The sequence below is a fragment of the Nocardiopsis sp. CA-288880 genome (genome assembly GCF_050955985.1).
GTDB classification, from domain to species: domain Bacteria; phylum Actinomycetota; class Actinomycetes; order Streptosporangiales; family Streptosporangiaceae; genus Nocardiopsis; species Nocardiopsis tropica.
Genome location: NZ_CP192105.1, coordinates 1,403,947 through 1,425,002, shown reverse-complemented (window position 1 = coordinate 1,425,002; position 21,056 = coordinate 1,403,947). Strand labels below are relative to the sequence as shown.

Annotated in this window: 15 protein-coding genes and 1 pseudogene; 6 read left to right on the top strand and 10 right to left on the bottom strand. The window is 74.7% G+C overall.

All coding sequences use genetic code 11. The features are described from left to right. Window positions 1-53 precede the first annotated feature (53 nt). From ACQPYD_RS06255 to ACQPYD_RS06230, 6 genes are all read right to left on the bottom strand, one after another. Window positions 54-2,447, bottom strand: a complete 2,394-nt coding sequence (locus tag ACQPYD_RS06255; RefSeq protein ID WP_433700165.1) for an ATP-binding cassette domain-containing protein — start codon at window positions 2,445-2,447, stop codon at window positions 54-56. Between the two features lie 118 nt (window positions 2,448-2,565). Further along, on the bottom strand, window positions 2,566-2,973 hold the full coding sequence (locus ACQPYD_RS06250; protein WP_433700164.1) for a VOC family protein: 408 nt from the start codon (window positions 2,971-2,973) through the stop codon (window positions 2,566-2,568). 283 nt (window positions 2,974-3,256) lie between these two features. Then, a complete protein-coding gene (locus ACQPYD_RS06245) occupies window positions 3,257-3,907 on the bottom strand; it encodes a class II aldolase/adducin family protein (RefSeq protein WP_267948521.1) in 651 nt (216 codons plus the stop codon). Continuing rightward, window positions 3,904-5,142: a 3-oxo-tetronate kinase gene (gene otnK, locus ACQPYD_RS06240; RefSeq protein WP_433700163.1), complete on the bottom strand. Its 1,239-nt coding sequence runs from the start codon at window positions 5,140-5,142 to the stop codon at window positions 3,904-3,906. Before otnK ends, ACQPYD_RS06245 begins: the two co-directional genes overlap by 4 nt. 263 nt (window positions 5,143-5,405) lie before the next feature. Beyond that, window positions 5,406-6,794, bottom strand: coding sequence for a GntP family permease (locus tag ACQPYD_RS06235; protein WP_433700162.1), 1,389 nt, complete (start codon window positions 6,792-6,794; stop codon window positions 5,406-5,408). 18 nt (window positions 6,795-6,812) lie between these two features. Beyond that, window positions 6,813-8,180 (bottom strand): homoserine dehydrogenase, encoded by a 1,368-nt coding sequence (locus ACQPYD_RS06230; protein WP_433700161.1) that lies wholly within the window; start codon window positions 8,178-8,180, stop codon window positions 6,813-6,815. A 166-nt stretch (window positions 8,181-8,346) separates the two neighbouring features. Between ACQPYD_RS06230 and ACQPYD_RS06225 the strand changes: the two genes are divergently transcribed. Beyond that, window positions 8,347-9,186: a DeoR/GlpR family DNA-binding transcription regulator gene (locus ACQPYD_RS06225; protein ID WP_433700160.1), complete on the top strand. Its 840-nt coding sequence runs from the start codon at window positions 8,347-8,349 to the stop codon at window positions 9,184-9,186. 156 nt (window positions 9,187-9,342) lie between these two features. On the opposite strand, the pseudogene ACQPYD_RS06220 reads toward ACQPYD_RS06225, so the two are convergent. Next, a pseudogene (locus ACQPYD_RS06220) lies at window positions 9,343-10,420 on the bottom strand (RNA ligase (ATP)). A gap of 459 nt (window positions 10,421-10,879) precedes the next feature. Between ACQPYD_RS06220 and ACQPYD_RS06215 the strand changes: the two are divergent. The 5 genes from ACQPYD_RS06215 to ACQPYD_RS06195 all read left to right on the top strand — a co-directional run bounded on the left by ACQPYD_RS06215 (window position 10,880) and on the right by ACQPYD_RS06195 (window position 16,685). Then, window positions 10,880-12,157, top strand: a complete 1,278-nt coding sequence (locus ACQPYD_RS06215; RefSeq protein WP_433700159.1) for an MFS transporter — start codon at window positions 10,880-10,882, stop codon at window positions 12,155-12,157. Between the two features lie 77 nt (window positions 12,158-12,234). Continuing rightward, complete coding sequence (locus ACQPYD_RS06210) at window positions 12,235-13,569, top strand: peptide ligase PGM1-related protein (protein ID WP_433700158.1); 1,335 nt, start codon at window positions 12,235-12,237, stop codon at window positions 13,567-13,569. Window positions 13,570-13,653: 84 nt separating this feature from the next. Further along, complete coding sequence (locus ACQPYD_RS06205) at window positions 13,654-14,790, top strand: glycine amidinotransferase (protein ID WP_433700157.1); 1,137 nt, start codon at window positions 13,654-13,656, stop codon at window positions 14,788-14,790. A 117-nt stretch (window positions 14,791-14,907) separates the two neighbouring features. Continuing rightward, complete coding sequence (locus tag ACQPYD_RS06200) at window positions 14,908-15,903, top strand: ABC transporter substrate-binding protein (protein ID WP_433700156.1); 996 nt, start codon at window positions 14,908-14,910, stop codon at window positions 15,901-15,903. A 233-nt stretch (window positions 15,904-16,136) separates the two neighbouring features. Beyond that, the gene (locus ACQPYD_RS06195) at window positions 16,137-16,685 is read left to right on the top strand and encodes a M23 family metallopeptidase (protein ID WP_433700155.1); all 549 of its coding nucleotides are present in this window, start codon (window positions 16,137-16,139) and stop codon (window positions 16,683-16,685) included. 85 nt (window positions 16,686-16,770) lie between these two features. On the opposite strand, the gene ACQPYD_RS06190 is transcribed toward ACQPYD_RS06195, so the two are convergent. The 3 genes from ACQPYD_RS06190 to ACQPYD_RS06180 all read right to left on the bottom strand — a co-directional run bounded on the left by ACQPYD_RS06190 (window position 16,771) and on the right by ACQPYD_RS06180 (window position 20,623). Then, window positions 16,771-18,432 (bottom strand): ABC transporter permease, encoded by a 1,662-nt coding sequence (locus ACQPYD_RS06190; protein WP_433700154.1) that lies wholly within the window; start codon window positions 18,430-18,432, stop codon window positions 16,771-16,773. Further along, window positions 18,426-19,403, bottom strand: a complete 978-nt coding sequence (locus ACQPYD_RS06185) for an ABC transporter ATP-binding protein (RefSeq protein ID WP_433700153.1) — start codon at window positions 19,401-19,403, stop codon at window positions 18,426-18,428. Before ACQPYD_RS06185 ends, ACQPYD_RS06190 begins: the two co-directional genes overlap by 7 nt. A gap of 209 nt (window positions 19,404-19,612) precedes the next feature. After that, window positions 19,613-20,623, bottom strand: a complete 1,011-nt coding sequence (locus ACQPYD_RS06180) for a helix-turn-helix transcriptional regulator (protein WP_433700152.1) — start codon at window positions 20,621-20,623, stop codon at window positions 19,613-19,615. Between the last annotated feature and the right edge of the window lie 433 nt (window positions 20,624-21,056).

Here is a 21,056-nt window from a genome sequence, read left to right as displayed (position 1 = left end):
CCCGGCCGTCGACCCCGACGGCCGGGGGCGCACGTGTCCGCCCGGGGGCGGGGTCAGCCGCCGACGTAGTCCGCGAGGTGCTCGCCGGTGAGGGTGGACCGGGCGGCGACGAGGTCGGCGGGCGTGCCCTCGAAGACGATCCGGCCGCCGTCGTGCCCGGCGCCCGGCCCGAGGTCGATGATCCAGTCGGCGTGCGCCATGACCGCCTGGTGGTGCTCGATGACGACGACCGTCTTCCCGGAGTCGACGAGCCGGTCGAGCAGGCCGAGCAGGTGCTCGACGTCGGCGAGGTGGAGCCCCGCGGTCGGCTCGTCGAGGATGTACACGCCGCCCTTCTCCGCCATGCGCGTGGCGAGCCGGATCCGCTGCCGCTCGCCCCCCGACAGGGTGGTGAGCGGCTGGCCGAGCGTGAGGTAGCCGAGGCCGACGTCGGAGAGGCGTCGCAGGACGGCGTGCGCGGCGGGGGTGCGCGCCTCCCCCGAGCCGAAGAACTCCTCGGCCTCGGCCACCGGCATCGCGAGCACCTGGCCGATGTCGCGTCCGCCGAGGCGGTACTCCAGCACCGAGGCCTGGAACCTCCTGCCCTCGCACTCCTCGCAGACGGTGGCGACGCCGGCCATCATCGCCAGGTCGGTGTAGACCACGCCCGCCCCCTTGCAGGCGGGGCAGGCGCCCTCGGAGTTGGCGCTGAACAGCGCCGGCTTCACGCCGTTGGCCTTCGCGAACGCCTTGCGGACCGGGTCGAGCAGCCCGGTGTACGTCGCCGGGTTGCTCCGCCGCGAACCGCGGATCGGGCTCTGGTCGACGGACACCACGCCCTCACGGCCGCGGAGCGAGCCGTGCACGAGGGAGCTCTTGCCCGATCCGGCGACGCCGGTGACGACGGTGAGCACCCCGAGCGGGATGTCGGCGTCGACGCCGCGCAGGTTGTTGGCGTTCGCCCCGCGGATCTCCAGCGCGCCGGAGGGCTCGCGCACCGCCTCCTTGAGGGAGGCCCGGTCGTCGAGGTGGCGGCCGGTGAGGGTGCCGCCGGCCCGCAGGCCCCCGACGGTGCCCTCGAAGCAGACGGTCCCGCCCCCCGTCCCGGCTCCCGGGCCGAGGTCCACGACGTGGTCGGCGATCGCGATCGTCTCCGGCTTGTGCTCGACGACGAGGACCGTGTTGCCCTTGTCGCGCAGCCGCAGCAGGAGGTCGTTCATCCTCTGGATGTCGTGGGGGTGCAGGCCGATGGTGGGCTCGTCGAAGACGTAGGTGGTGTCGGTGAGCGAGGAGCCGAGGTGGCGGATCATCTTGACCCGCTGCGCCTCACCGCCCGACAGCGTGCCCGAGGGCCGGTCGAGCGCGAGGTAGCCGAGCCCGATCTCCACGAACGAGTCGAGGGTCCTGCCCAGGGAGGTGAGCAGGGGGGCCGCCGACGGCTCGTCCAGCCCGCGCACCCACACGGCGAGGTCGCTGATCTGCATGGCGCACGCGTCGGCGATGTTGATCCCGCCGATCTTCGAGGAGCGCGCCGCCTCGTTGAGGCGCGTGCCCCCGCACTCGGGGCAGGCGGCGAACGTCACCGCGCGTTCCACGAAGGCGCGGATGTGCGGCTGGAGCGAGTCGACGTCCTTGGACAGGAACGACTTCCGGACCTTGGGGATCAGCCCCTCGTAGGTGAGGTTCACGCCCTCGACCTTCACCTTGACCGGATCCCTGTGGAGGAAGTCCCGCATCTCCCGCTCGGTGAAGTCGCGGATCGGCTTGTGGGGGTCGAGGAAGCCGGACTCGGCGTAGGTCCGCACCGTCCACCAGCTGTCCGACTTCCAGCCGGGGATGGTGAACGCGCCCTCCGCGATCGACTTGGAGTCGTCGTAGAGCTGGGTGAGGTCGATGTCGGAGACCGTGCCCCTGCCCTCGCAGCGGGGGCACATGCCGCCGGTGACGCTGAATTCGCGGCGCTCCTTCACGGTACGGCCGGCGCGTTCCGTCGTGACCGCTCCCGCCCCGCTGATCGAGGCGACGTTGAAGGAGAACGCCTGGGGGGATCCGATGTGGGGGAGCCCGAGTCTGCTGAAGAGGATGCGCAGCATCGCGCTGGCGTCGGTCGCGGTGCCGACGGTGGAGCGCGGGTCGGCCCCGAGCCTCTGCTGGTCGACGATGATCGCGGTGGTCAGCCCTTCGAGGACGTCGACGTCGGGCCGCGCCAGGGCGGGCATGAACCCCTGCACGAAGGCGCTGTAGGTCTCGTTGATCATCCGCTGCGACTCGGCGGCGATCGTGCCGAACACCAGCGAGCTCTTGCCCGAACCGGAGACGCCGGTGAACACGGTCAGCCGGCGCTTCGGGATCTCGAGGCTGACGTCGCGGAGGTTGTTCACGCGCGCGCCCTGCACGCGGATCAGGTCGTGGCTGTCGGCGGCGTGCGGCGCGGGCGGCTCCGTGCGCGCCCTCGGGGCGGTGGTCATCGTCTCTCCATCGTCGTCCGGACCGCCTGCGCGGTCCTCCTCTGCGTCTTCCGGCGCGGTCGGACCGGTGCGTCACGGCGCGTCCGGCCCCTCGGGGCGGCACGGGGCCGCTGCCGGTTCAGCGCTGCTGGATGCGGATCAGGTTGCCGGCGGGGTCGCGGAAGGCGCAGTCGCGGATGCCGTAGGGCTGGAGGGTGGGCTCCTGGACGACCTCGGTGTCGGTGGCCTGGACCCTGTCGAAGACCTGGTCGAGGTCGGACGCGGCCAGGAGGATCCACCCGTAGGTGCCCTTGGCCATCATCTCGGCGATGGCGGTGCGCTCGGCGTCGGTGATGCCGGGATCGGTGGCGGGCGGCGCGAGCAGGATGCCGGTGTCGGGCTGTCCGGTGGGGCCCACGGTGATCCAGCGCATGTTCCCCTGCCCGACGTCGTTGCGGACCTCGAAGCCCAGGACGTCGCGGTAGAAGGCCAGGGAGGCCTCGGGGTCCTGGTGCGGCAGAACGCTGGTGTGAATGGTGATGTCCATGGCCACCACGCTAGTTCCGGTCCGGTGAAGGGCGCTTCTCGATTCCTGACCGGTCGGGTCACCTGTTCCCCGGGGGCCGGGGGCCCGGCTCCGCTCCGGCTTTCCGGCGGGCGTCGGGGCGGGCCGGGGAGCCCGGCGCCCCGGGCCCGTGCGCCCCGGCGCCGGAGGCACGGGCGTGCCCGCGTTCCGGCCCGGGGCCCGGGGCCGGCCGCCTCCGGGCCGGGGGCCGACCGTGCGGTCGGTCCCCGGCCCAGGTCGCGCCCTCACCCTCGCGGAGGGCGGGTCACAGGTCCCACGCGGTCCCGTAGCGCTCCGTCAGCTCGCGCACGTCCTCCGCCGAGAGCACGGAGAACCCGCCTCCCCGCAGCGAGACGACGATGCGCGAGGCCTCCTCCAGTTCCACGGCCCCGTCCAGCGCGGCCGCCGGGTCGGCCGCCGCCATGAGCGAACCGTGGTTGGCGAGCAGGGCGGCGCGGAAGGACCCGGGCAGGTCGGCGAGGTTGCGGGCCAGCCGCTCGCTGCCCGGAGCCGCGTACGGCACCAGGGGCGCCTGGCCGACACGCATCACCAGGTAGGGCGTGACGGGCGGCAGCGCCGACGAGGCCGACCAGGCGGGCAGGCACGAGGCCGCGGTCGCGTGGGGCGAGTGCAGGTGGACGACGGACCCGGCGCCCTCGACCCGCCGGTACATCGCCAGGTGGAGCGGATACTCCTTGGAGGGCGGCGGGCCGGAGACGTGCTCCCCCTCCGGGCCCAGGACGGACAGGCCGTCGGGGTCCAGGTCCCGGAGGGACACCCCGGTGGGGCTCATCAGGGTGTGGTCCCCGGCGCGCACGGACACGTTGCCCGACGCGCCGGGGCTCAGCCCGAGGTCGACGGCGCGGCGTCCCGCCCGGCACAGCTCCCGCGCGGCCTCGCGTGGTGTGCGGTTCACAGGCCCCCCTCCCAGGCGCGGACGAAGAGGTCCTCGCGGCCGAAGTTCCCGGACTTGAGCATGAGGTGGATGTCCTCGCCGTCCCGGCGCCCGCGCATCCACGCGACGCCGGGGTCGATCTCGGGGCCGAGCGCGAGCGCGCCCACTCCGAGGCGCTGCACGACGGCTCCGCTGGTCTCGCCGCCCGCCACGAGGAGCGCCCGCGTCCCCGCGGCCACCAGGCGCTCGGCGGTCTCGGCCAGCGCCTCCTCGATGAGCGGGGCGTCCGCGGTGTCCACGACGTCCTCGGGGGAGGCGGTCGCGTACACGACGAAGGGGGCGTCCGCGGCCTCCAGCGCGGCGGACACCGCGGCGGACACGGCCGCCTCGAAGTCCTCCCGCAGGTCGGAGGGGCGCAGCTGCCGACCCCCTCCGGCCGCGAGCGCGTGGCGGACCTGGCCCTGGGTGGCCCGCGAGGCGCTGCCGGAGAGCACGACGCGCGGCCCCCCGGGCAGCGTGACCGGCGTGCGCGCGAGTGCCCGGGGGCCCCTGAGCCCCTGGGCGAGGGCGCTGCCGCCGGTCAGCAGGCGCAGGTCCTCCGTCGCCCGCGCGAGGGTGGCGAGGTCCGCGTCGGTGAGCGCGTCGACGACCACGAACCGGGCTCCGGCGCGGCCCGCGCGCCCGATGGCCTCGCGCACCGCCTCCTCGCCCCGGGCGACGGTCGGCCACGGCACCAGGGCGACGTCGTCCTCGCCACCGCCGACCTGGGGCGCGAGCAGGCGCAGGAGGTTCGAGTCGGTCATGGGCGTGAGGGGGTGGTGGCGCATCGGGGACTCGTCGAGGGGCTCGTCCCCCACGAACAGGTGGCCGCGGTAGACGGTGCGCCCGTTGGCGGGGAAGGCCGGCGCGACCACGGTGACGGTCTCGCCGAGGGCTTCGAGGAGGGCCTCGGCCACCGGGCCGATGTTGCCCGCCGGGGTGGAGTCGAAGGTCGAGCAGTACTTGAAGTAGAAGCGCTCGCAGCCCGCCCGCCGCAGCCGTGCGAGGGCGTCCAGCGAGGCGGCGACCGCCTCGCCGGCGGGCATGGTGCGCGACTTCAGGGCGACGACGACGGCGTCGGCCCCGTCCGCGGCCCCGTCGCCGTCGGGGGCGTCGGCGCCCAGCACGACGGCGGTCCGGTATCCGGCGGACGTGAGGGCGATAGCGACGTCGGTCGCTCCGGTGAGGTCGTCGGCGATCGCGCCGAGGGTCGCCATGGGTTCTCCTGTGGTCGTGTCGGACGGGCGGGGCCGGTCCCCGGCCCGCGGCCCGGGGGCCGTGGGCGCGGGGACCGGCCGCGCGTGGGATGCGAGCGGGCTAGGTCGTGTTCTGTGGATTCTTCCGGGCTCGCGTCCACCGGGCTGCCTCTCGCCGCGCCTCTGCGCTCGTGAGGCACAACCAGGCCGAACTTCGCACATCGGCTTGCGAGAGATGGCCCGGACGGCCGCTCGCCGACCCGAAAGCCTCCAAAGAACACTCCCTAGACGACGCCGGTCGCGATCATGATGTTGAGGACGGCGAACCCGGTGAGGCCGGAGATGACCGAGGCCACCCCGATCGAGCGGATCCCCTGGCCCACCGTCATGTTGGACAGCGTCGTGGTCACCCAGAAGCCCGAGGAGTTCGCGTGCTTCATGAGCTGGGCCCCGGTCGCGCAGGCCAGGTACACCACGATCGGTTCGAGTCCGAGCGCGGGCAGCAGGGGCTGCATGATGGCCGCCGAGGTCATGACGCCGAGGATGTTGGAACCGGTGATGGTGCACACCGCGGCGGCGATGAGGAACGGGATGATGACCGGGGACATCCCGGTGCTCTCGATGCTCGTCGCGATGTTCTCCGCGACGCCCGTCTCCCGGATGATGGTGGCGAGGGCTCCGCCGACGCCGGTCAGGGCCAGCGGCATGGCGGCGATCCGCAGCCCGGCCTCGAACAGGTCGTTGAGGGTGGACTTGTCGCGCCAGCGCCCGCGGAACAGCGGCAGGGCCAGCAGGCAGGCGAGGAACAGCGCCATCGTAGGCTCGCCGACGAAGAGCACGGTGTCGGTGAACCACGCCCCCTCGGGGAGCGCGGGGCCGGCCAGGGAGGCGAAGACGATGAGGACGATGGGCGCCAGGATGGGCACCAGGGAGCCGAACAGGCCGACCTTGTGCTGCGCGGCCTCCTCGGCGGCCCCGTCCGCGTTCCCTGAGCCGGCGCCGGCGGACGCGGGTGCGTCGGGGCCGCCCACCAGGTGCTCGACGAACTCCGGCTTCGGCGGCACGTGCGTCTTGGTCCGCGACAGGTAGATCGTCGCGGCGACCACGCCGGGGACGCCCACCATCAGTCCGTAGAGGATCGCGTCGCCCATGCCGACGTCGAGCAGGGCCGCGGAGGCGAGCGGTCCGGGGCCGGGAGGGACCACCGAGGTCATGACGTAGGCGCCGATGTACAGGATCGGGCCGAGCTTCATCATCGAGATGCCCGTGCGGTAGGCGAGGGCGGAGACGATGGGAATGAGCATGACGACGGCGGTGTCGGCGATGAGGGGGATGCCGAGGACGGTCGAGGCGAGCGCGATCGCCCAGGGCACCTTGTTCCTGGAGAACAGGCTGAGCGCGGATTCGGTGATCTTCAGGGCGGCGCCGCTCAGTTCGAGCATCTTGCCGAGGACGCAGCCGAAGATGATCAGCAGGCCGACACTGGCGAGGGTGTTCCCGAAGCCGGTCGTGATGAGCTCGACGGTCCCGGTGCCGCCCATGCCCAGGACGAGCCCCAGCGCCACGACCACGATGAACAGCGTGGCCACGGGGTGGACCTTGAACCGCGCGATGAACAGCACGAGGACGACGATGGCGGCGAGAAACGCCAGCAGGGTATAGATGTCCGACATGTCACTGGGTCCTAACGGTCACAGGTGGGTGCGTGTGTGACGCCAGGCGTCCAGGAGGGATTCGGCGGGGTCGGCGAGGTCGCCGAGGCGTACCAGCTCCCCGGCGGCGACGTCCCGGGCCAGAGTGGCGTGGGCGGCCAGGTACAGCGGGGCCACGTCGTCGGGGGCGCTCGCGGCGTCCAGCAGGACGGGGGCCACGCCCCGGACGTCGTGGTGGTGCCCGCCCATGTCGAGGCGGGTCCCCCGGGGGAGGTCCTCCCCGGCCCGGCCCGCGAGGACCGCGTGCGGGGCGGGAGCGCGCGAGGTCACCGCGCGGCGGCGGTCGACCGCGTCGAGCAGGCTCAGGGGCGTCTCGACGCCCATGAGGTGGTAGGGCAGGTAGAGGCAGGCGTAGCGTCCCGAGCGGGAGACCACGTGGCCCTTCTGGGCGAGCAGGTCCCAGGAGACGGGGTCCCCGGTGCGGACGACCACGAACACCCCTCCGGCGAAGGAGGCCTCCTCCGGGAGGCGGAGCACGCTGAAGACGTCCACGGCGCCGGGCCGGGAGAGGATGCCCCCGTCCTCGGCGAGGGAGTAGACGTCGGCGAGCTCGGCGACGCGGGCGACCGGGTAGTGCAGTGCCTCCACGTCCGGGACGAGGCCGGTGTGGTTGGCGACGACGCCCATCTCGCAGTAGTCGGCGGCGGCCGAGCGCTTGAGCGCCCCGACGGCCCGCGCGCGGGCGGCGAGCGTGGCGGGCACGTCCTCCCCCAGGGTCAGCAGGCCGGCCAGCTCCGGGGCGTCGACCTCCTGGTCGAGCTGGCGGACGCGCCCCGTCGAGGGGTCGAACACCAGGTCGTACTCGCCGGACTTGCCGATCGCGACGACGTCGAGCCCGAGGACGCGTGCGCGCTCGTACCACTCGATGAGGTTCGCGGGCTGGTCCCCGATCCCCGGCGTGTACACGACGCCCTTCGCCCGGGCCTCGTCGGCGAGGGCGACCCCGGCCACCGAGTCGACCTCCTTGGAGACCATGACCACGTGGCGGCCGGTCCCGATGGCGGTCCGCGCGGCCGCCGCACCCGCCTCGGGGCTGCCGGTGGCCTCGACGAGCACGTCGTAGCCGGCCCCCGCGAGGAGGGCCGTGTCGGCGACGACGGCGATCTGCCCGCCGGTCAGCGCGGACACCTCGTCGGGGCCGGTGCACACCTTGAGGTCGTCGGGCGCGTAACCGAGCTCGGCGCACAGCGCGACCGTTCCCTCGGCGTCCAGGTCGCACAGGACCGAGGGGCGCAGGCGGTCCATCCGCAGCGTCTGGGCGAGCAGTGTCCGGGCGAAGCCGCCCCGCGCACCGGTGAGGGCGTAGCGCACGGGTGGCGGTGTGGCGGTGGCGTCGGTGCCTTGCATGGTTTCTCCTTCTTCCGCCTCTGAGCGGCGCGTATACGACGAAGCCGCGGCGGCGACCCGCCATGTTTAACACTTGCGGAACATATGAGTCAACAATTTTCACGCTTGGGATCATCTGGTAACTATCGGTACCATGGTTCCTCTGGGTGCCCCCCGAAGGAGGACGATGATTCCGGCGCAACGGCGTGACATGCTCCTGCGAGAGCTGCGAGGCACGGGAGTGCTGAGCGTGAAGGAGCTGTGCGACATCCTCGACGTCTCGCACATGACGGTGCGCCGCGACATCATGACGCTGGAGGAGGAGGGGCGGGTACGCTCCGTGCCCGGCGGCGTCGAACTGGCCTCCCAGGTGCGCTCGGAGCCGTCCTACCGCGACAAGTCGCGCGTGGACGTGGACGAGAAGCGGGCGATGGCCCGTGCCGCGGCCTCCCTCGTGGGCGAGGGGCAGACCGTCTACCTGGACGCGGGCACGACCCTGGGGCACCTCGTGCCGTCGCTGTGGAGCGTCACCGGCCTCACCGTCATCACGAACGACATCACCACCGCGGCATCCCTCACCGACCACCCCGACGTGACGCTCTTCCTCATCGGAGGGCAGGTCGACCGCGAGAACCGCTCCTCCGTCGGTGACATCGCGGCGGCCACCATCGCCGAGTTCAACATCGACGTCGCCTTCATGTCGACGAGCTCCTGGGACCTCGGCAGGGGGTCGACCACGCCGTCGCGGGCGAAGGTGGCGGTCAAGCGCGCGGCCATGGCCGCGGCCTCGTCGTCGGTGCTCGTGGCGGGCGCGGACAAGTACGGCGCGTTCGGCACCTTCAAGGTCGCCGCCCTCACGAGCTTCGCGTCCGTGATCACCGACGACCGGCTCTCCGAGGCGTCCGTGCGGGCGATCCGGGACCTGGGGGTCGACCTGGAGGTCGTGACGCCCCGGGGGGAGGCGGGCGGGGACGCGGAGCCCGCCCCGGGCGCGGAGGAGGCGCCGGCCCCGACGGCCTCCGCCTGACCTCCCCGGGGGCGGACGCGGGGGCCGCCCGGGCAGGACGGCCCGCCCCGGGCCGACGGCGCTCCGCGCGGCGGCGTGGTCCGGCGCGTCCTCCGGCTCCGCGACCGCGCCCCGCGCCCGGACGCACGGGACGGGGGCGCGGGAGCCCCGGCCCGGCTACTCGTACTCCGTGCCGCCCTTGCGCGTGAGGTAGGCCTCGGACACGAACTTCGCGATCGCCCTCCCCCGCAGGACCCCGGACGCGCGTTCGCGCGCCGGACGGACGACGCCCCCCTCCCGCATGTGCAGCCCGAGCCGCTCCAGGTCTCCGCCCCCTGCGCGACCGCCATGAGCGCGGCCTCGTCGTAGGGGCCGTCGTGGAGCACGGGCACGGCGGGCAGGCCCACCCCGTCCAGGACCCCGGGCAGGTCGACCGCGTCGACCCAGGTGCGGGCGCCGCCGGTGTCGAGCGCGATGTCGAACACCGCGTAACCGGGGCGCGCGCTGCGGGCGGACTCGCCGTAGACGAGGTCCTGGACCCCCGCTCCGAAGACCTCTCCGAACACGCCCACCCTGGCCGCGCCGAACCGGTCGGCCGCCTTGCGCGCGGCCTCCGGGACCCCGTGGGCGGCCACCGCCCTCCAGTACAGGTTGTCGTCGGCGGGCGCCGGCGCGAAGCTGCGCGACCCGTGGCCCTTGGACGAGACGAACTCCTCCCCCGTCCCCGCGACCAGGGTGAAGAGGCACGCGGTGCCGTGGATCTTCTCCGTCGCCACGACCCGCTCCCCCGGCTCGAAGGCGTCGGGGTAGCGCTTGGCGTTCTCCACCTCGATCCACCGCATCAGGTCGGGCGCGGCCACGAGCTCCCCGCCCATGTGCAGGGGCACCTCCGGCACCCACTTGGCGATGCCGAGGTCCGCCGCGAAGTCCGCGTCCTCGCCGTGCGCCGAGGCCAGGTCCACTCCGGCCAGCCGGCCGGGCCGGCAGACGATGCCCTGCGACAGCTCCCCCCGCAGTCGGACGGCCTTCACCCTGTTGCGCCCGGAGCCCGCGAGCCTGCCCGTGAGCCCCAGCTCACCGATGAGGTCGTCGGGCAGCAGGGCGTTCTCGGGGACGTACACCGTCCAGTCCCCGGTCCGGTACGCCCCTTCGCGACGACCGCGCGGAACAGGCCCACCTGGGCCAGCTCCAGCGCGTCGGCGTCGGGGTGTGGGTGGATCGTGAGGCGCTCGGCGGTGACCCGCAGGGTGGACATGCTGTTCCTCCGTGGTGGTGGGGCGCCCTCGGAGGGCGCCCCCGCGACCGGTTCACCATGCCCGGTCCGCCGACGGGCCGACAACGCCTTTTCGGGGCGGCCCGGCGGCGCCCGTCACCGCACCGGCCCGTGACCTGGCCCTTCGGCGTCGCAATTGGCAGGAAAAATGATCATTCGCCGCCTACCGGGCCACCTGGAAAAGAAGGACTCTTGTCAGGGGGTGCGGGGGGACTTATATTCTTCACGTCGCACCACCGGCGCGGCTTCCGGGAATCCCAGGGAGGACGACACCATGAAGATGCCCTACTAGGACACGCCTTCTTCCTCCGCGAATACGCGGAATGAGCGACTGCCCGGGTCGGGCGGCATTCCATCTCCGCCGCCCGGCCCCTTTCGGCGCGAAGAGCGCGGTGGAGCGCCCGAGGAACGCGCGGCTCGAAGAGGAATCGGAGGACACCCGTGAAGTCCCTCGTGGCGCGCGCGGTCAAGGGCTCCCCCTACTGGCCCGTGCTCACCCACCCGCTCCTGCGGCGCGTCCTCCCCGGCATCGGCGTGTCCGCGCTCGGCGGCGGGATGAGCTCCCTCGCCGTGAGCTGGCTCGCCATGGAGCTGGCCCCGGCCGACCACCGCGCCGCCTGGGTGGCCGCCGCCGTCGCGGCGTACACCCTGCCCGGGGCGGTGGGCGCCTTCCTCCTCGGCGGCCTGCTGAACGGCCGCAGCGGCGCCCAGCTGGCCGGCTGGGACGCACTCCTCCGCGCCGGAGCGCTGGCGCTGATCCCGCTGGTCCACGTGCTGGGCTCGCTGGACATCCTGCTCTACGTCGCCCTGCTCGGCCTGTCCTCGGTGCTGAGCGCGTGGGGCAAGGCCGGCCGCTATACGATGCTCTCCGAGCTCCTGGACAAGAAGGACCACCTGGCCGGGAACTCCGTCGTCAACGTGATGCTGGAGCTGTCCACGGTCGTCGGGCCGCTCCTCGCCGCGATCGTCATCGACAGGGGAGGGCCCGAGTACGTCCTGGCCCTCGTCGCGCTCTCCTTCGCCGTCCTCGCCGCGACCTACCGTTTCGCGATCCCCCGGGGCTCCGGGCAGGAAGGGGTCAGGGCGGGCGCGTCGCGCTCCGAGGGCTTCAGGGCCATCGGCCGCGACCCCGGCCTCCTCGGTCTGCTGGCGCTCTCGTTCGGCTTCTTCCTCTTCTTCGGCCCGTCGAGCGTGGCGATCCCCCTGTACGTGGTGGAGGACCTCCAGGCCTCGGCGGCCACCCTCGCGGGCTTCTACACGGCCTTCGGCATCGGCGCCGTCACGGGAGCGCTGCTCACCGGCTACCTGCGCGGCCTGCCGCTGATGCCGACCACGATCTGCATCGTCCTGGGCTTCGGCCTCGCGCTGGTCCCGCTGGGCCTCGGACTGCCCGTGGCCGTCTCCTGGATCTCCTTCGGCGTGTGCGGGCTCTTCTGGGGGCCGTTCCCCTCGACCACGACGGCGCTCTTCCAGAACTCCGCTCCCGCGGCAGCGCTTCCGCAGGTCCTGGCGGCGCGCGGAGCGGTCACCGGGGTCGCCGTCCCCCTCGGCGCCATGGCGGGGGCCCCGATCGTCCTCGCGGTCGGCGCGCAGGGCACACTGCTCGCCTCCGCGGTGTGCCTGACCGCCCTCGGCGCGGCCGCCCTGCTTTTCCGGTCGTTTCCGCGGCGTCCCGGAAAGCAATCCCCCGAAGAGGCGGGGCAGGATATGCGTCCCTGACCCGGACGTCCGATCGCGCTTTCCGCCGGGCCCGCCCTTTCCCGGCCCGGAAACGCCCCCCGGAAGAGGAGAATTCTATGACCGCAATGATCATTGTCAACGTCCCCGAGGAAATGGTCGGCGACATCGGCAGGATTCCCGTGGAGAAGAGGCGTGCCTTCGGCCTCGGCGCGCAGCGCATGCTGTGGTACGCCGAGGACGGGGACGTCCTGGTCCTGCCCTCGCCGCCGAGCACGGACTTCATGGACTACGTGACCGGGCTGACCGGCACCCGCGCCTCGACCCTGCGGTTCGTCATCCCCCCTCCCGGCCGCTTCGGGCCCGACATCCTCACCGCCGACCGGCTGGTCGACCCGGTCTTCCTCCGGGACCTGGAGAAGGCCCTGGCGGACCGGCCGGTCGACCAGATCACCTGCACCTACAGCGACCTCGCCGTGACGGCCATGGCGTCGGCGGTCGGCGTCGAGGACGCCCTGCCGGGGCACGCCTTCAGCGCCCAGGGCGGGGACGCGCTCGTCAACAGCAAGGCGGTCTTCCGCGCCGTGGCCGCGGGGAACGGCATCCCCATCGCGCCCGGCGTGATCACCGACAGGCCCGACCACGCGGAGGGCACGATCGAGTCCCTGCTGGCCGACGGGGCCGCCGTGATGGTCAAGCAGCAGTTCGCCGGCGGGGGTCTGGGGAACGAGATCCTCAGCCGTGCCGAGGGGGTCCGTGCGGCGGGCGCGGGCAGCGTCGTCGTCCTGGCGGACCGGGACGCCGTCCGGCGCTACGTCAGCGACCGGTGGGAGTGGCTCACGGGGCACAAGGGGCACAGCCTGATCATCGAGCGCTACTTCCCCGACTCCACGACGGTGTACGCGGAGTTCGTCGCCGACGACGACGGCTGCGTGTTCCGCGGGGCCGGGGAGATCCTGATGGAGCCCGTGGCCACCGGCGAGGTGATCCCGCCCCAGTCGGTCGGGCCCGAGGAGGTCGCGGAACTGGTCGAGACCGGCCGGCGCGCGTGCGAGCCCTTCCGGCTGATGGGGTACCGGGGGACGCTGTGCGCCGACGCCATCCGGACCCCCGGGGGCGGTCTCGTCTTCACCGAGGTCAACGGCAGGCTCACGGCCTCCTCCCACCTGCACGTCAACCTGATCGACAGGGTCGTCGGCCGCGACCGCCGCGACGACCGCGTGTTCCTGGAGCGCGCGGGCCGGTGGTCGGTCCCCTCCTTCGCGGAGGCGCTCAGCCGGCTCGCCGGGTCCGGGCTCGGCTACGACCCGCACTCGGGGCTGGGGGTGGTCGTCACCGCCGACTACGCGCCGGTCACCGGCCGGGTGACCTACTGCGCCGTCGCCGAGGACCTGGACGCCGCGCGCGCCATGGAGGAGCGCGTCGCGAACCTGTTGAGCGACCCGACGGCCTGAGGGCCGCGGAACCGACGCCCTCGCGGTACCGGCCCCGGCGGCCGGGCCCCCGCGGACGAGAGCCCCGCCCCCAGGAGGGAACACATGAGCACTGGAACAGCGGACGCGCCGGCGGAGCGTCCGGCGCCGCCTCCCCCGCCGGCCGGCGGGCCGCGGCCCGCCCTGCCGGCCGTCCACTCGTGGGACGAGTTCACCAGGCTGAGGGAGGTGGTCGTCGGCGACGCGACCCACTCCCGGGTCCCCCCGCTGTCGGACCCGTCGGCCTGGCTCAACTGCTACCCGGAGCTGACCCCCGCCGAGCTGCGCGGCATCGGCGCGGGGCTCTTCCCCCGGCACGTCATCGAGGAGTCGAACGAGGACCTCGCCGTCCTGGCCGACACGCTGCGCGGCCTCGGCGTCACCGTCCACCAGCCGCCCGCGGTCGACCACGGCGTGGAGTACGGCGGTCCGGGCTGGCGGACGACCGGCCGCAGCTCCTACTGCCCGCGGGACCTCACCCTCGTCGTGGGGTCCGCCCTGATCGAGAGCCCCAGCCCCATGCGGGCCCGCTACTTCGAGGCCTTCGGCTGGCGCCCCCTGTTCCAGGACTACCTCCTGCGGGGCGCCCACTGGATCTGCGCCCCGCGGCCCCGGCTCGACGACTCCCTGTTCGGGACCGACGGGGACGGCTTCCCCGTGCTGGGCGAGGCGGAGCCCGCGTTCGAGGCGGCGAACTGCCTCAGGCTCGGCCGCGACGTCTTCTACCAGGTCTCCCGCAGCGGCAACGAACTCGGGCTGCGCTGGCTGGAGTCGACCCTGGGACTGCTCGGCGACGTGCGGGTGCACCCGCTGCGCGGCGTCTACGAGGGCACCCACATCGACAGCACCGTCTGCCTGCTGCGCCCCGGCCTGGTGCTGCTCAACCCCGAGCGCATCGGCCCGGACACCGTGCCCGAGCCCCTGAAGGGGTGGGACGTGCTGTGGTGTCCGCCCATGACGGGCGGCCCGACCGCGGTCCCGCACACGCTCAGCACCCCCTGGGTCGGCATGAACCTCCTGATGGTGGACGAGGGGACGGCGATCGTGGACGGCGACCAGACCGAGCTCGTCCGCCTCCTGGAGGGGCGCGGCATCACGGTGGTCCCGCTCCGCCTCCGGCACTCCCGGGTCCTGGGCGGCGGGTTCCACTGCGTCACCCTCGACACGGTGCGCGAGGGGGGACCGGAGGACTACCTGGGATGAGCGGCCGTGCGCGGACCCCCGGGCGGCCGGGGAGGGTCCGCGCACCGCCCCCGGGCGGGGCCCGCGCACCGGGACTCTTTAGGATAGGCGGGCCTAACCCGCCCCGAACGGAGTCCCATGTCCCCCGGTCCCGCGCCGCGCGCCCTCGCGTGCGCCTCGCTCTCCCTCGTCCTCCTCTCCGCCTGCGGGGCCGACGACGGCTCCCCCGAGCCCGGAGCCGCCCCCGCGTCCGACACGGGGGCCTTCCCCGTGACGGTCGACCACGAGTTCGGCTCCACGACCGTCGAGGAGGCGCCCGAGCGGATCGTCGCCCTCGGGGTCACCGACGCCGACGCCGTCCTCGCCCTCGGCGTCGTCCCGGTGGGCAACACGGGCTTCTCCTTCTTCGAGACCGGCCTGGGGCCCTGGACCGACGACCTGGTCGGGGACGCCGAGCTGACGCACATCGCGTCCGACTCCGAGCCCAACATCGAGCAGGTCGCGAACCTCGCCCCCGACCTCATCGTCGGCGTCTCCGCGGGGTTCGACGAGGCCGTCTACGAGGACCTGTCGCAGATCGCCCCCGTCGTCGCCCGCCCGGCCGGCGTCGCCGCCTACACCGTGCCCCGGGACGAGGCCACGGAGCTCATCGCCACCGCGCTCGGCCGGCCCGAGGAGGGCGCCGCCCTCAACGAGGCCACCGACGAGCTCCTGGCCGAGACGCGCGCCGCGCACCCGGAGTTCGAGGGACGCGTGGGCGCCGCGGTCCTGCCCTTCGACGGCAAGTACGGCGCCTACCTGCCCGGGGACGCGCGCGGGCAGTTCCTCGCCTCCCTCGGCTTCGACCTCCCGGAGGCCGTGACGGAGCAGGACACCGGCGCGAGCTTCTTCGTCGAGCTCTCCCCGGAACGGGTGGACATGCTCGACGGGGACCTGCTGCTGGTCTTCGGCGACGACGAGTCCTTCGACATCACCGAGGGCTCCACCGCCTTCGACTCGCTCGACGTGGTGCGCGACGACGCGGTCGTCACGACGTCGCTCGACCAGAGGGGGGCGGTCACCTACAACTCGGTCCTGTCCATCCCCTACGCGGTCCGGACCCTGGTCCCGCGCCTCTCGGACGCCCTCGCCTGACGGTCCCGGCCCCGGCCCCGGCGGGGGGCCGGGCCGCGCGTTCCCCGGTCCCGGCGGCCCGAGCCGCCCGGCGCCGGGTCGCCCCCGGCCACGGCGCCGGGGAGCGCCCCGGCGGGGGCGGACGCGACCGCAGCGGTTTTTTTCCGTACGGGGACGCGAATCGAAACTTCCCTACGGGGTACCTGTCCCTCTGGCATCTCGCAGCCCCCCGCTGTGCGAGGAAAGGACCCCCTGTGAAGACCCCCCGCTTCCTGACCACCCTCAAGAGGCTCGGCGCCGCCGTGGCCGCCGGAGCGCTCCTGACCGTGCTCGCCCCGGTCGGCGCCGCGGCCGACGACCTGGCCGTCACCGCCGTCAACCTGCGCACCCCGTTCGACTGCGGCCAGGTCTGGAACGCCAACACCCGCAGCAACCACAACCCCCAGCTGTCCGTGGACTTCCAACGCGGCAACGCCCAGGGGCAGAACGTCCGCTCCAGCGCGTCGGGCACCGTGACCACGGTCGCCGACCGCGGCAGCACCAGCTACGGCAAGTACATCGTGGTCAGCCACGGCAGCGGCATCACCACCCTCTACGCGCACCTGAGCTCCCAGTCGGTCTCGGTCGGCGACAGCGTCGGCACCGGCACCGTGATCGGCCGGGTCGGCAGCACCGGCGGCTCGACCGGCCCGCACCTGCACTACGAGCAGCGTGTCAACGGCACCGTGGTCCGGGCCGTGCTCAACGGTGTGCGCATCGCCTACTACGGCAACACCACCATCACCAGCAGCACCGGCTGCTGACGCCTCCCGGGCGCCCGACCCGCGCCCTCGCGGTGCGTGCCCGCGGCTCCGCGGGCACGCACCGCCTCCCTGTCCGCGCCCGCCCTCAGCGGGACGGGCGCCCCCGCGGGGCGCCGGCCGCCGCGCGCAGCGTCCCCGGCCGGGAGCGGGCGGCCGCCACGGCCGCCGCCGTCCCGAGGAGCCCCAGCGCGACCGCCGCGACCAGCAGCGGCGGGGGGCCGGTGAGGTGTCCGTCCGCCCGCACCGCTCCGAGGAAGTCCACCGGCGACACCCCGTTGAGGACCAGGTACCACAGCAGCGGGTAGACGGCCTGGAACGGGCGGCCGACCCTGCTCACCACTCCCAGCGCCAGCGCCAGGCCGGGGACGAACAGCGCCCCGGCCGCCCAGGCCGAGGCCCCGGCCGCGTCCCCGGACGCGACCATGCGGACCAGGGGCCCGGCGCCGACCAGCGCGGCGACGGCCACCCCCGCCGTCCACTCGGCGAGGAAGCGCGCGGCGGCACGGGGGTAGGAGGCGAGCAGGCCGTCGAGGCCGACCAGCCGGGCCCGCGTCCCCAGGCCCGACCAGACCAGGACGGGCCAGATCCAGGCGAGGAGGAGGACCGTGGGCGCCGACCGCGCGGGCAGCAGGAGCGCGGCCGCGGTGATCGCGGCCACCCCGCCCCACCACCAGCGGCTCCGGCCGCCGAGCAGCATCCGCAGCTCCCCCGCGACCAGGCGCGGGAACACGGCCCACGCGCCGGGGGAGCGGGTCGGACCGGGCAGGGGCTCCAGCCGCCGCGGAGCGGCCGCGGGGCCGCCGGCCCCGTCCCGGGAGGCCTCCTCCGGCCCCGGCGGGGTGTGCGGCGCGGCTCCCCGCGGCCGCGGGCGGGGCGCCCCGCCCGCGGCGCCCCGCGCGGGGTCGAAACGGTCGAACCACAGTGCGGGCAGCACCGCCAGCGCGACCGCGGCGGCCAGGATCACCAGGCGCGTCGCCACCAGCTCCGCGGAAGGCTCCCACCCCGGCCACTCGATCGCGCGCAGCGGCTCGTCCACGTAGGTCAGGCCGAGGCTGAACTCGCCGGCGGACGCGTCGACGCCCTGGGCGGCGAGGGACGCGCGGAAGGACTCCGCCACGCTCGCCGCCCCCAGCCCTCCGAGCGGGGCCCGGGGCGACAGCCCGCCGAGGAGCAGGGCGAGCGCCGCCACCGACCACACGACGTTGCCCGCCCCGCCGCGCAGCACGGGCGCGGTCTCGAAGACGACCGCCGCGGCGGCGGTGAGGGCCATCAGCGGCAGGGCCAGCACGAGGTAGGGGGTGAGCAGCCGGACCGGGTCCACCCACACGGCCTCGCCCCGGGCGACCTGCATCACCGCGGCCGTCGCGGCGAGCACGCCGAGCATCGACACCAGGACGGTGAGGTTGCCGCCGAACTTGGCGAGCAGATAGGCGGAAGTCCGCAGCCGCGTGGCGGCCAGCAGCTCCCCCACCCCGGTCTCCCTGTCCCTGGCGACGGTGTTGCGCACGACGTAGAAGCCCGCCAGGGTCAGCCACAGGGCGCCCGCCAGCGCGGTGACGGTTCCGACGTAGGCGCTGTCGTACACGCCCCGGTGCCCCGCGACGTCCACCACCGTCCAGTGGGAGTCGACGGCCGGGACCGCGACGTAGCCCAGGCCGACGGTGGCCAGCAGGGTGACCAGGTAGACCGGCCTGCGGACCCGCTCGCGGACGTCGCCCAGTACGAGGCGCGCGTACCCCCTCACCACGACGGCCCCCGCAGCGCCCCGGCGGGGCCGCCGGAGGTCCCGGCCCGGCCGGGCGGGACGACGAGGAGGTAGAGGTCCTCCAGGTCGGGCCGCACGCCGACGGCGCCGTCCAGCGGGGCGTACGGGGAGAGGATCCGGACGCGCACCCCGTCCCCGGTGCGCGCCATGCGGCTGACGTGGTGGCGCGCCCGCAGGTCCGCCGCGGCGTCGGGGGCGACGACGGCCTCCCACACCCGGCCCTCGGCCTCGCCCAGCAGGTCCTCGGGGGCGCCGTGCCGCAGGAGGCGGCCGCCCGCCATCACGGCCAGGCTGGAGGCGGCGGACCCGACGTCGGAGACGATGTGCGTGGACAGGACCACGATCCGGTCCCGGGCCAGGTCCGTGAGGAGGTTGCGGAAGCGCGCCCGCTCCTCCGGGTCCAGTCCGGCCGTCGGCTCGTCGGCGATGAGCACCCGGGGGTCGGTGAGCAGGGCCTGGGCGATGCCGACGCGGCGCAGCATGCCTCCGGAGTACCCGCCCAGGGGGCGCCGGACGGCGCCCGTGAGGTTGACCAGTTGGAGGAGGTCGTCGATCCGGGCCCGCGCGACGCGCGCGGGGAGCCCCCGGGCCGCGGCGAGGTAGCCGAGGAACTCACGGGACGTCAGGTGGGGGTAGGCGCCGAAGTCCTGGGGGAGGTAGCCCAGGCCCGCCCGCAGCCGCCCGGGGCGTGCCACGGCGTCCGCGCCGTCCAGGAGCATCCGGCCCGAGGTCGGCCGGGTCACGGTCGCCATGATGCGCATCAGGGTGGACTTTCCCGCCCCGTTGGGCCCGAGGAGCCCGATCACGCCGGGGGTCAGCCTCAGGGTGAGGTCCTCGACGGCGGTGTGGCCGCCCCGGTAGGCCTTGCCCACGCCGATGAGGTCGAGCACGGGTCCCGTGCCCGGTGCACGGCCCTGCGGAGCGGTCGCGGGGGAGGTGCGGTCGTCACTCATGGGGCGTCTCCCCCGTGCGGCGTGCGTGTCGGGGCCCGGGGCCGGTCACCGTCATCGGTCTCGTCATGGCACCAGCCTGGCCGTGCCGGAGCCGCCTTCCCATCCGGCTGCGCCCCCTCCCGGGGGTGGGGCGCGCCCCACCCCCGGGCGGGGGGTCCCGGTGCGTCGGCCGGCCGAGGGCTCCCCCGCACGTGCGGAGGGCCCGCCCGCTACGGGCGCGGGTCCGCGGGACTCGGTGCTCGGAGCGCCGGGTCCGCGGACCGGTGCAGGAGGTCCGCGAGGGCCGCGGTCCGGCGGGCGAACTCCTCGGGGCCCTCGACCGTGAACGGCAGTCCGGTGAGGGCGAGCACGACGGCGATCCACTCGAAGGAGTCCACCCGGGCGGTGTAGCGGGCCCGGTCCGCGCCGACCTGCACGAGGTCGCCGTCCACCCGTGCGATCCGCGCGGCGACCTCCCGGGCGGGGGCGTCGAACAGCACCGACACGGCGTGCCCGGCCCCGCCCTCCCGGAAGTCCCGCTCCATACGGGCGGCGAGCCCCTCCCCCGGCTCCCCGCCCGGCACCTCCCTCCGGACGAAGGGGGCCCGGGCCGGGACGACCTCGCCGACCCGGTCCAGCCGGAAGGTCCGCCAGCCCTCCGCGTCGCGGTCCCAGGCGTACAGGTACCAGCGGCGCCCCGACATCACCAACCGGTACGGGTCCGCCCTGCGGCGGCGCTCCTCCCCGTCCCGTCCCCGGTGGAGGAACCGCACCCAGTGCCCGGCCGCGACGGCCTCGCCCAGGGCCGTGAGGACGTCCGGCCCGACCCCGGGCCAGGAACGGCGCTCCGTCTCGACCGCCGCACCCAGGGCCTCGGCGCGGCGCGCCGGCCGGGAGGGCAGGACCCGGCCGAGCTTGGCCAGCGCGCGTTCGGCGCTCTCCTCGACCCCCTCCACCCCGCCGGGGCCGCCCGCGACGATCCGCAGGCCGAGGGTCGCGGCGACGATCTCGTCGTCCTCCAGCAGCAGCGGCGGCACCGCCCGCCCCGCGGCGAGGCGGTAGTGTCCGCCGGGTCCCCTGAGGCTTTCCACGGCGTATCCCAGCCCGCGCAGCCTGTCGATGTCGCGGCGCAGCGAGCGGGGGCTCGTGCCGAGGGCTTCGGCGAGGTCCGCCCCGGGCCACGCCCGCCCGGTCCCGAGGAGGGACAGCAGGCGCAGGATCCGCTGACTGGTGTCGGCCATGCCCCCATACTGCCCGCCGCCCCGGGGTTCCCGCGCGGGGACGGCCACGCCCGGAAGCGCGGACGGCGGCGCCCGGGGAGCGCGCCCGGGCGTCCTGCACGACCCGGGGTCCGTGGGGACGGGCACGTCCGACCCGCTGCCGCCGGCGGGGACGTTCGCCACACCGGCGGGTGGTGCGGCCGCACCGGTCGCCCGGTTCCCGGACGGGCCCCGGTCCCCGCGGTGCCCGCGTTCCGGCGCCACACGCGCCCCGACCTCGGTGGAAGGGGCTTCGGCCCCGCTGCCGACGGCCGTCTCCGGGGACGCACCGCCCGGCTGCCGGGGGACGTCGCGGGGCGGCGGCCCCGAAGCGTCCGCCGACGGCCGGTTCGCGTCCGGCAGGATGGGGGGACCCGGGAGGGCGGTGGACCCGTGCGGAGCGCAGGCGTCGCAG

Excerpts from the sequence above, each read along its gene's own strand:
- ACQPYD_RS06255 (WP_433700165.1), bottom strand. The coding sequence starts at position 2,447 with ATGACCACCGCCCCGAGGGCGCGCACGGAGCCGCCCGCGCCGCACGCC.
- ACQPYD_RS06250 (WP_433700164.1), bottom strand. The coding sequence starts at position 2,973 with ATGGACATCACCATTCACACCAGCGTTCTGCCGCACCAGGACCCCGAG.
- otnK (WP_433700163.1), bottom strand. The coding sequence starts at position 5,142 with ATGGCGACCCTCGGCGCGATCGCCGACGACCTCACCGGAGCGACCGAC.
- ACQPYD_RS06235 (WP_433700162.1), bottom strand. The coding sequence starts at position 6,794 with ATGTCGGACATCTATACCCTGCTGGCGTTTCTCGCCGCCATCGTCGTC.
- ACQPYD_RS06230 (WP_433700161.1), bottom strand. The coding sequence starts at position 8,180 with ATGCAAGGCACCGACGCCACCGCCACACCGCCACCCGTGCGCTACGCC.
- ACQPYD_RS06225 (WP_433700160.1), top strand. The coding sequence starts at position 8,347 with ATGATTCCGGCGCAACGGCGTGACATGCTCCTGCGAGAGCTGCGAGGC.
- ACQPYD_RS06210 (WP_433700158.1), top strand. The coding sequence starts at position 12,235 with ATGACCGCAATGATCATTGTCAACGTCCCCGAGGAAATGGTCGGCGAC.
- ACQPYD_RS06205 (WP_433700157.1), top strand. The coding sequence starts at position 13,654 with ATGAGCACTGGAACAGCGGACGCGCCGGCGGAGCGTCCGGCGCCGCCT.
- ACQPYD_RS06200 (WP_433700156.1), top strand. The coding sequence starts at position 14,908 with ATGTCCCCCGGTCCCGCGCCGCGCGCCCTCGCGTGCGCCTCGCTCTCC.
- ACQPYD_RS06185 (WP_433700153.1), bottom strand. The coding sequence starts at position 19,403 with ATGAGTGACGACCGCACCTCCCCCGCGACCGCTCCGCAGGGCCGTGCA.
- ACQPYD_RS06180 (WP_433700152.1), bottom strand. The coding sequence starts at position 20,623 with ATGGCCGACACCAGTCAGCGGATCCTGCGCCTGCTGTCCCTCCTCGGG.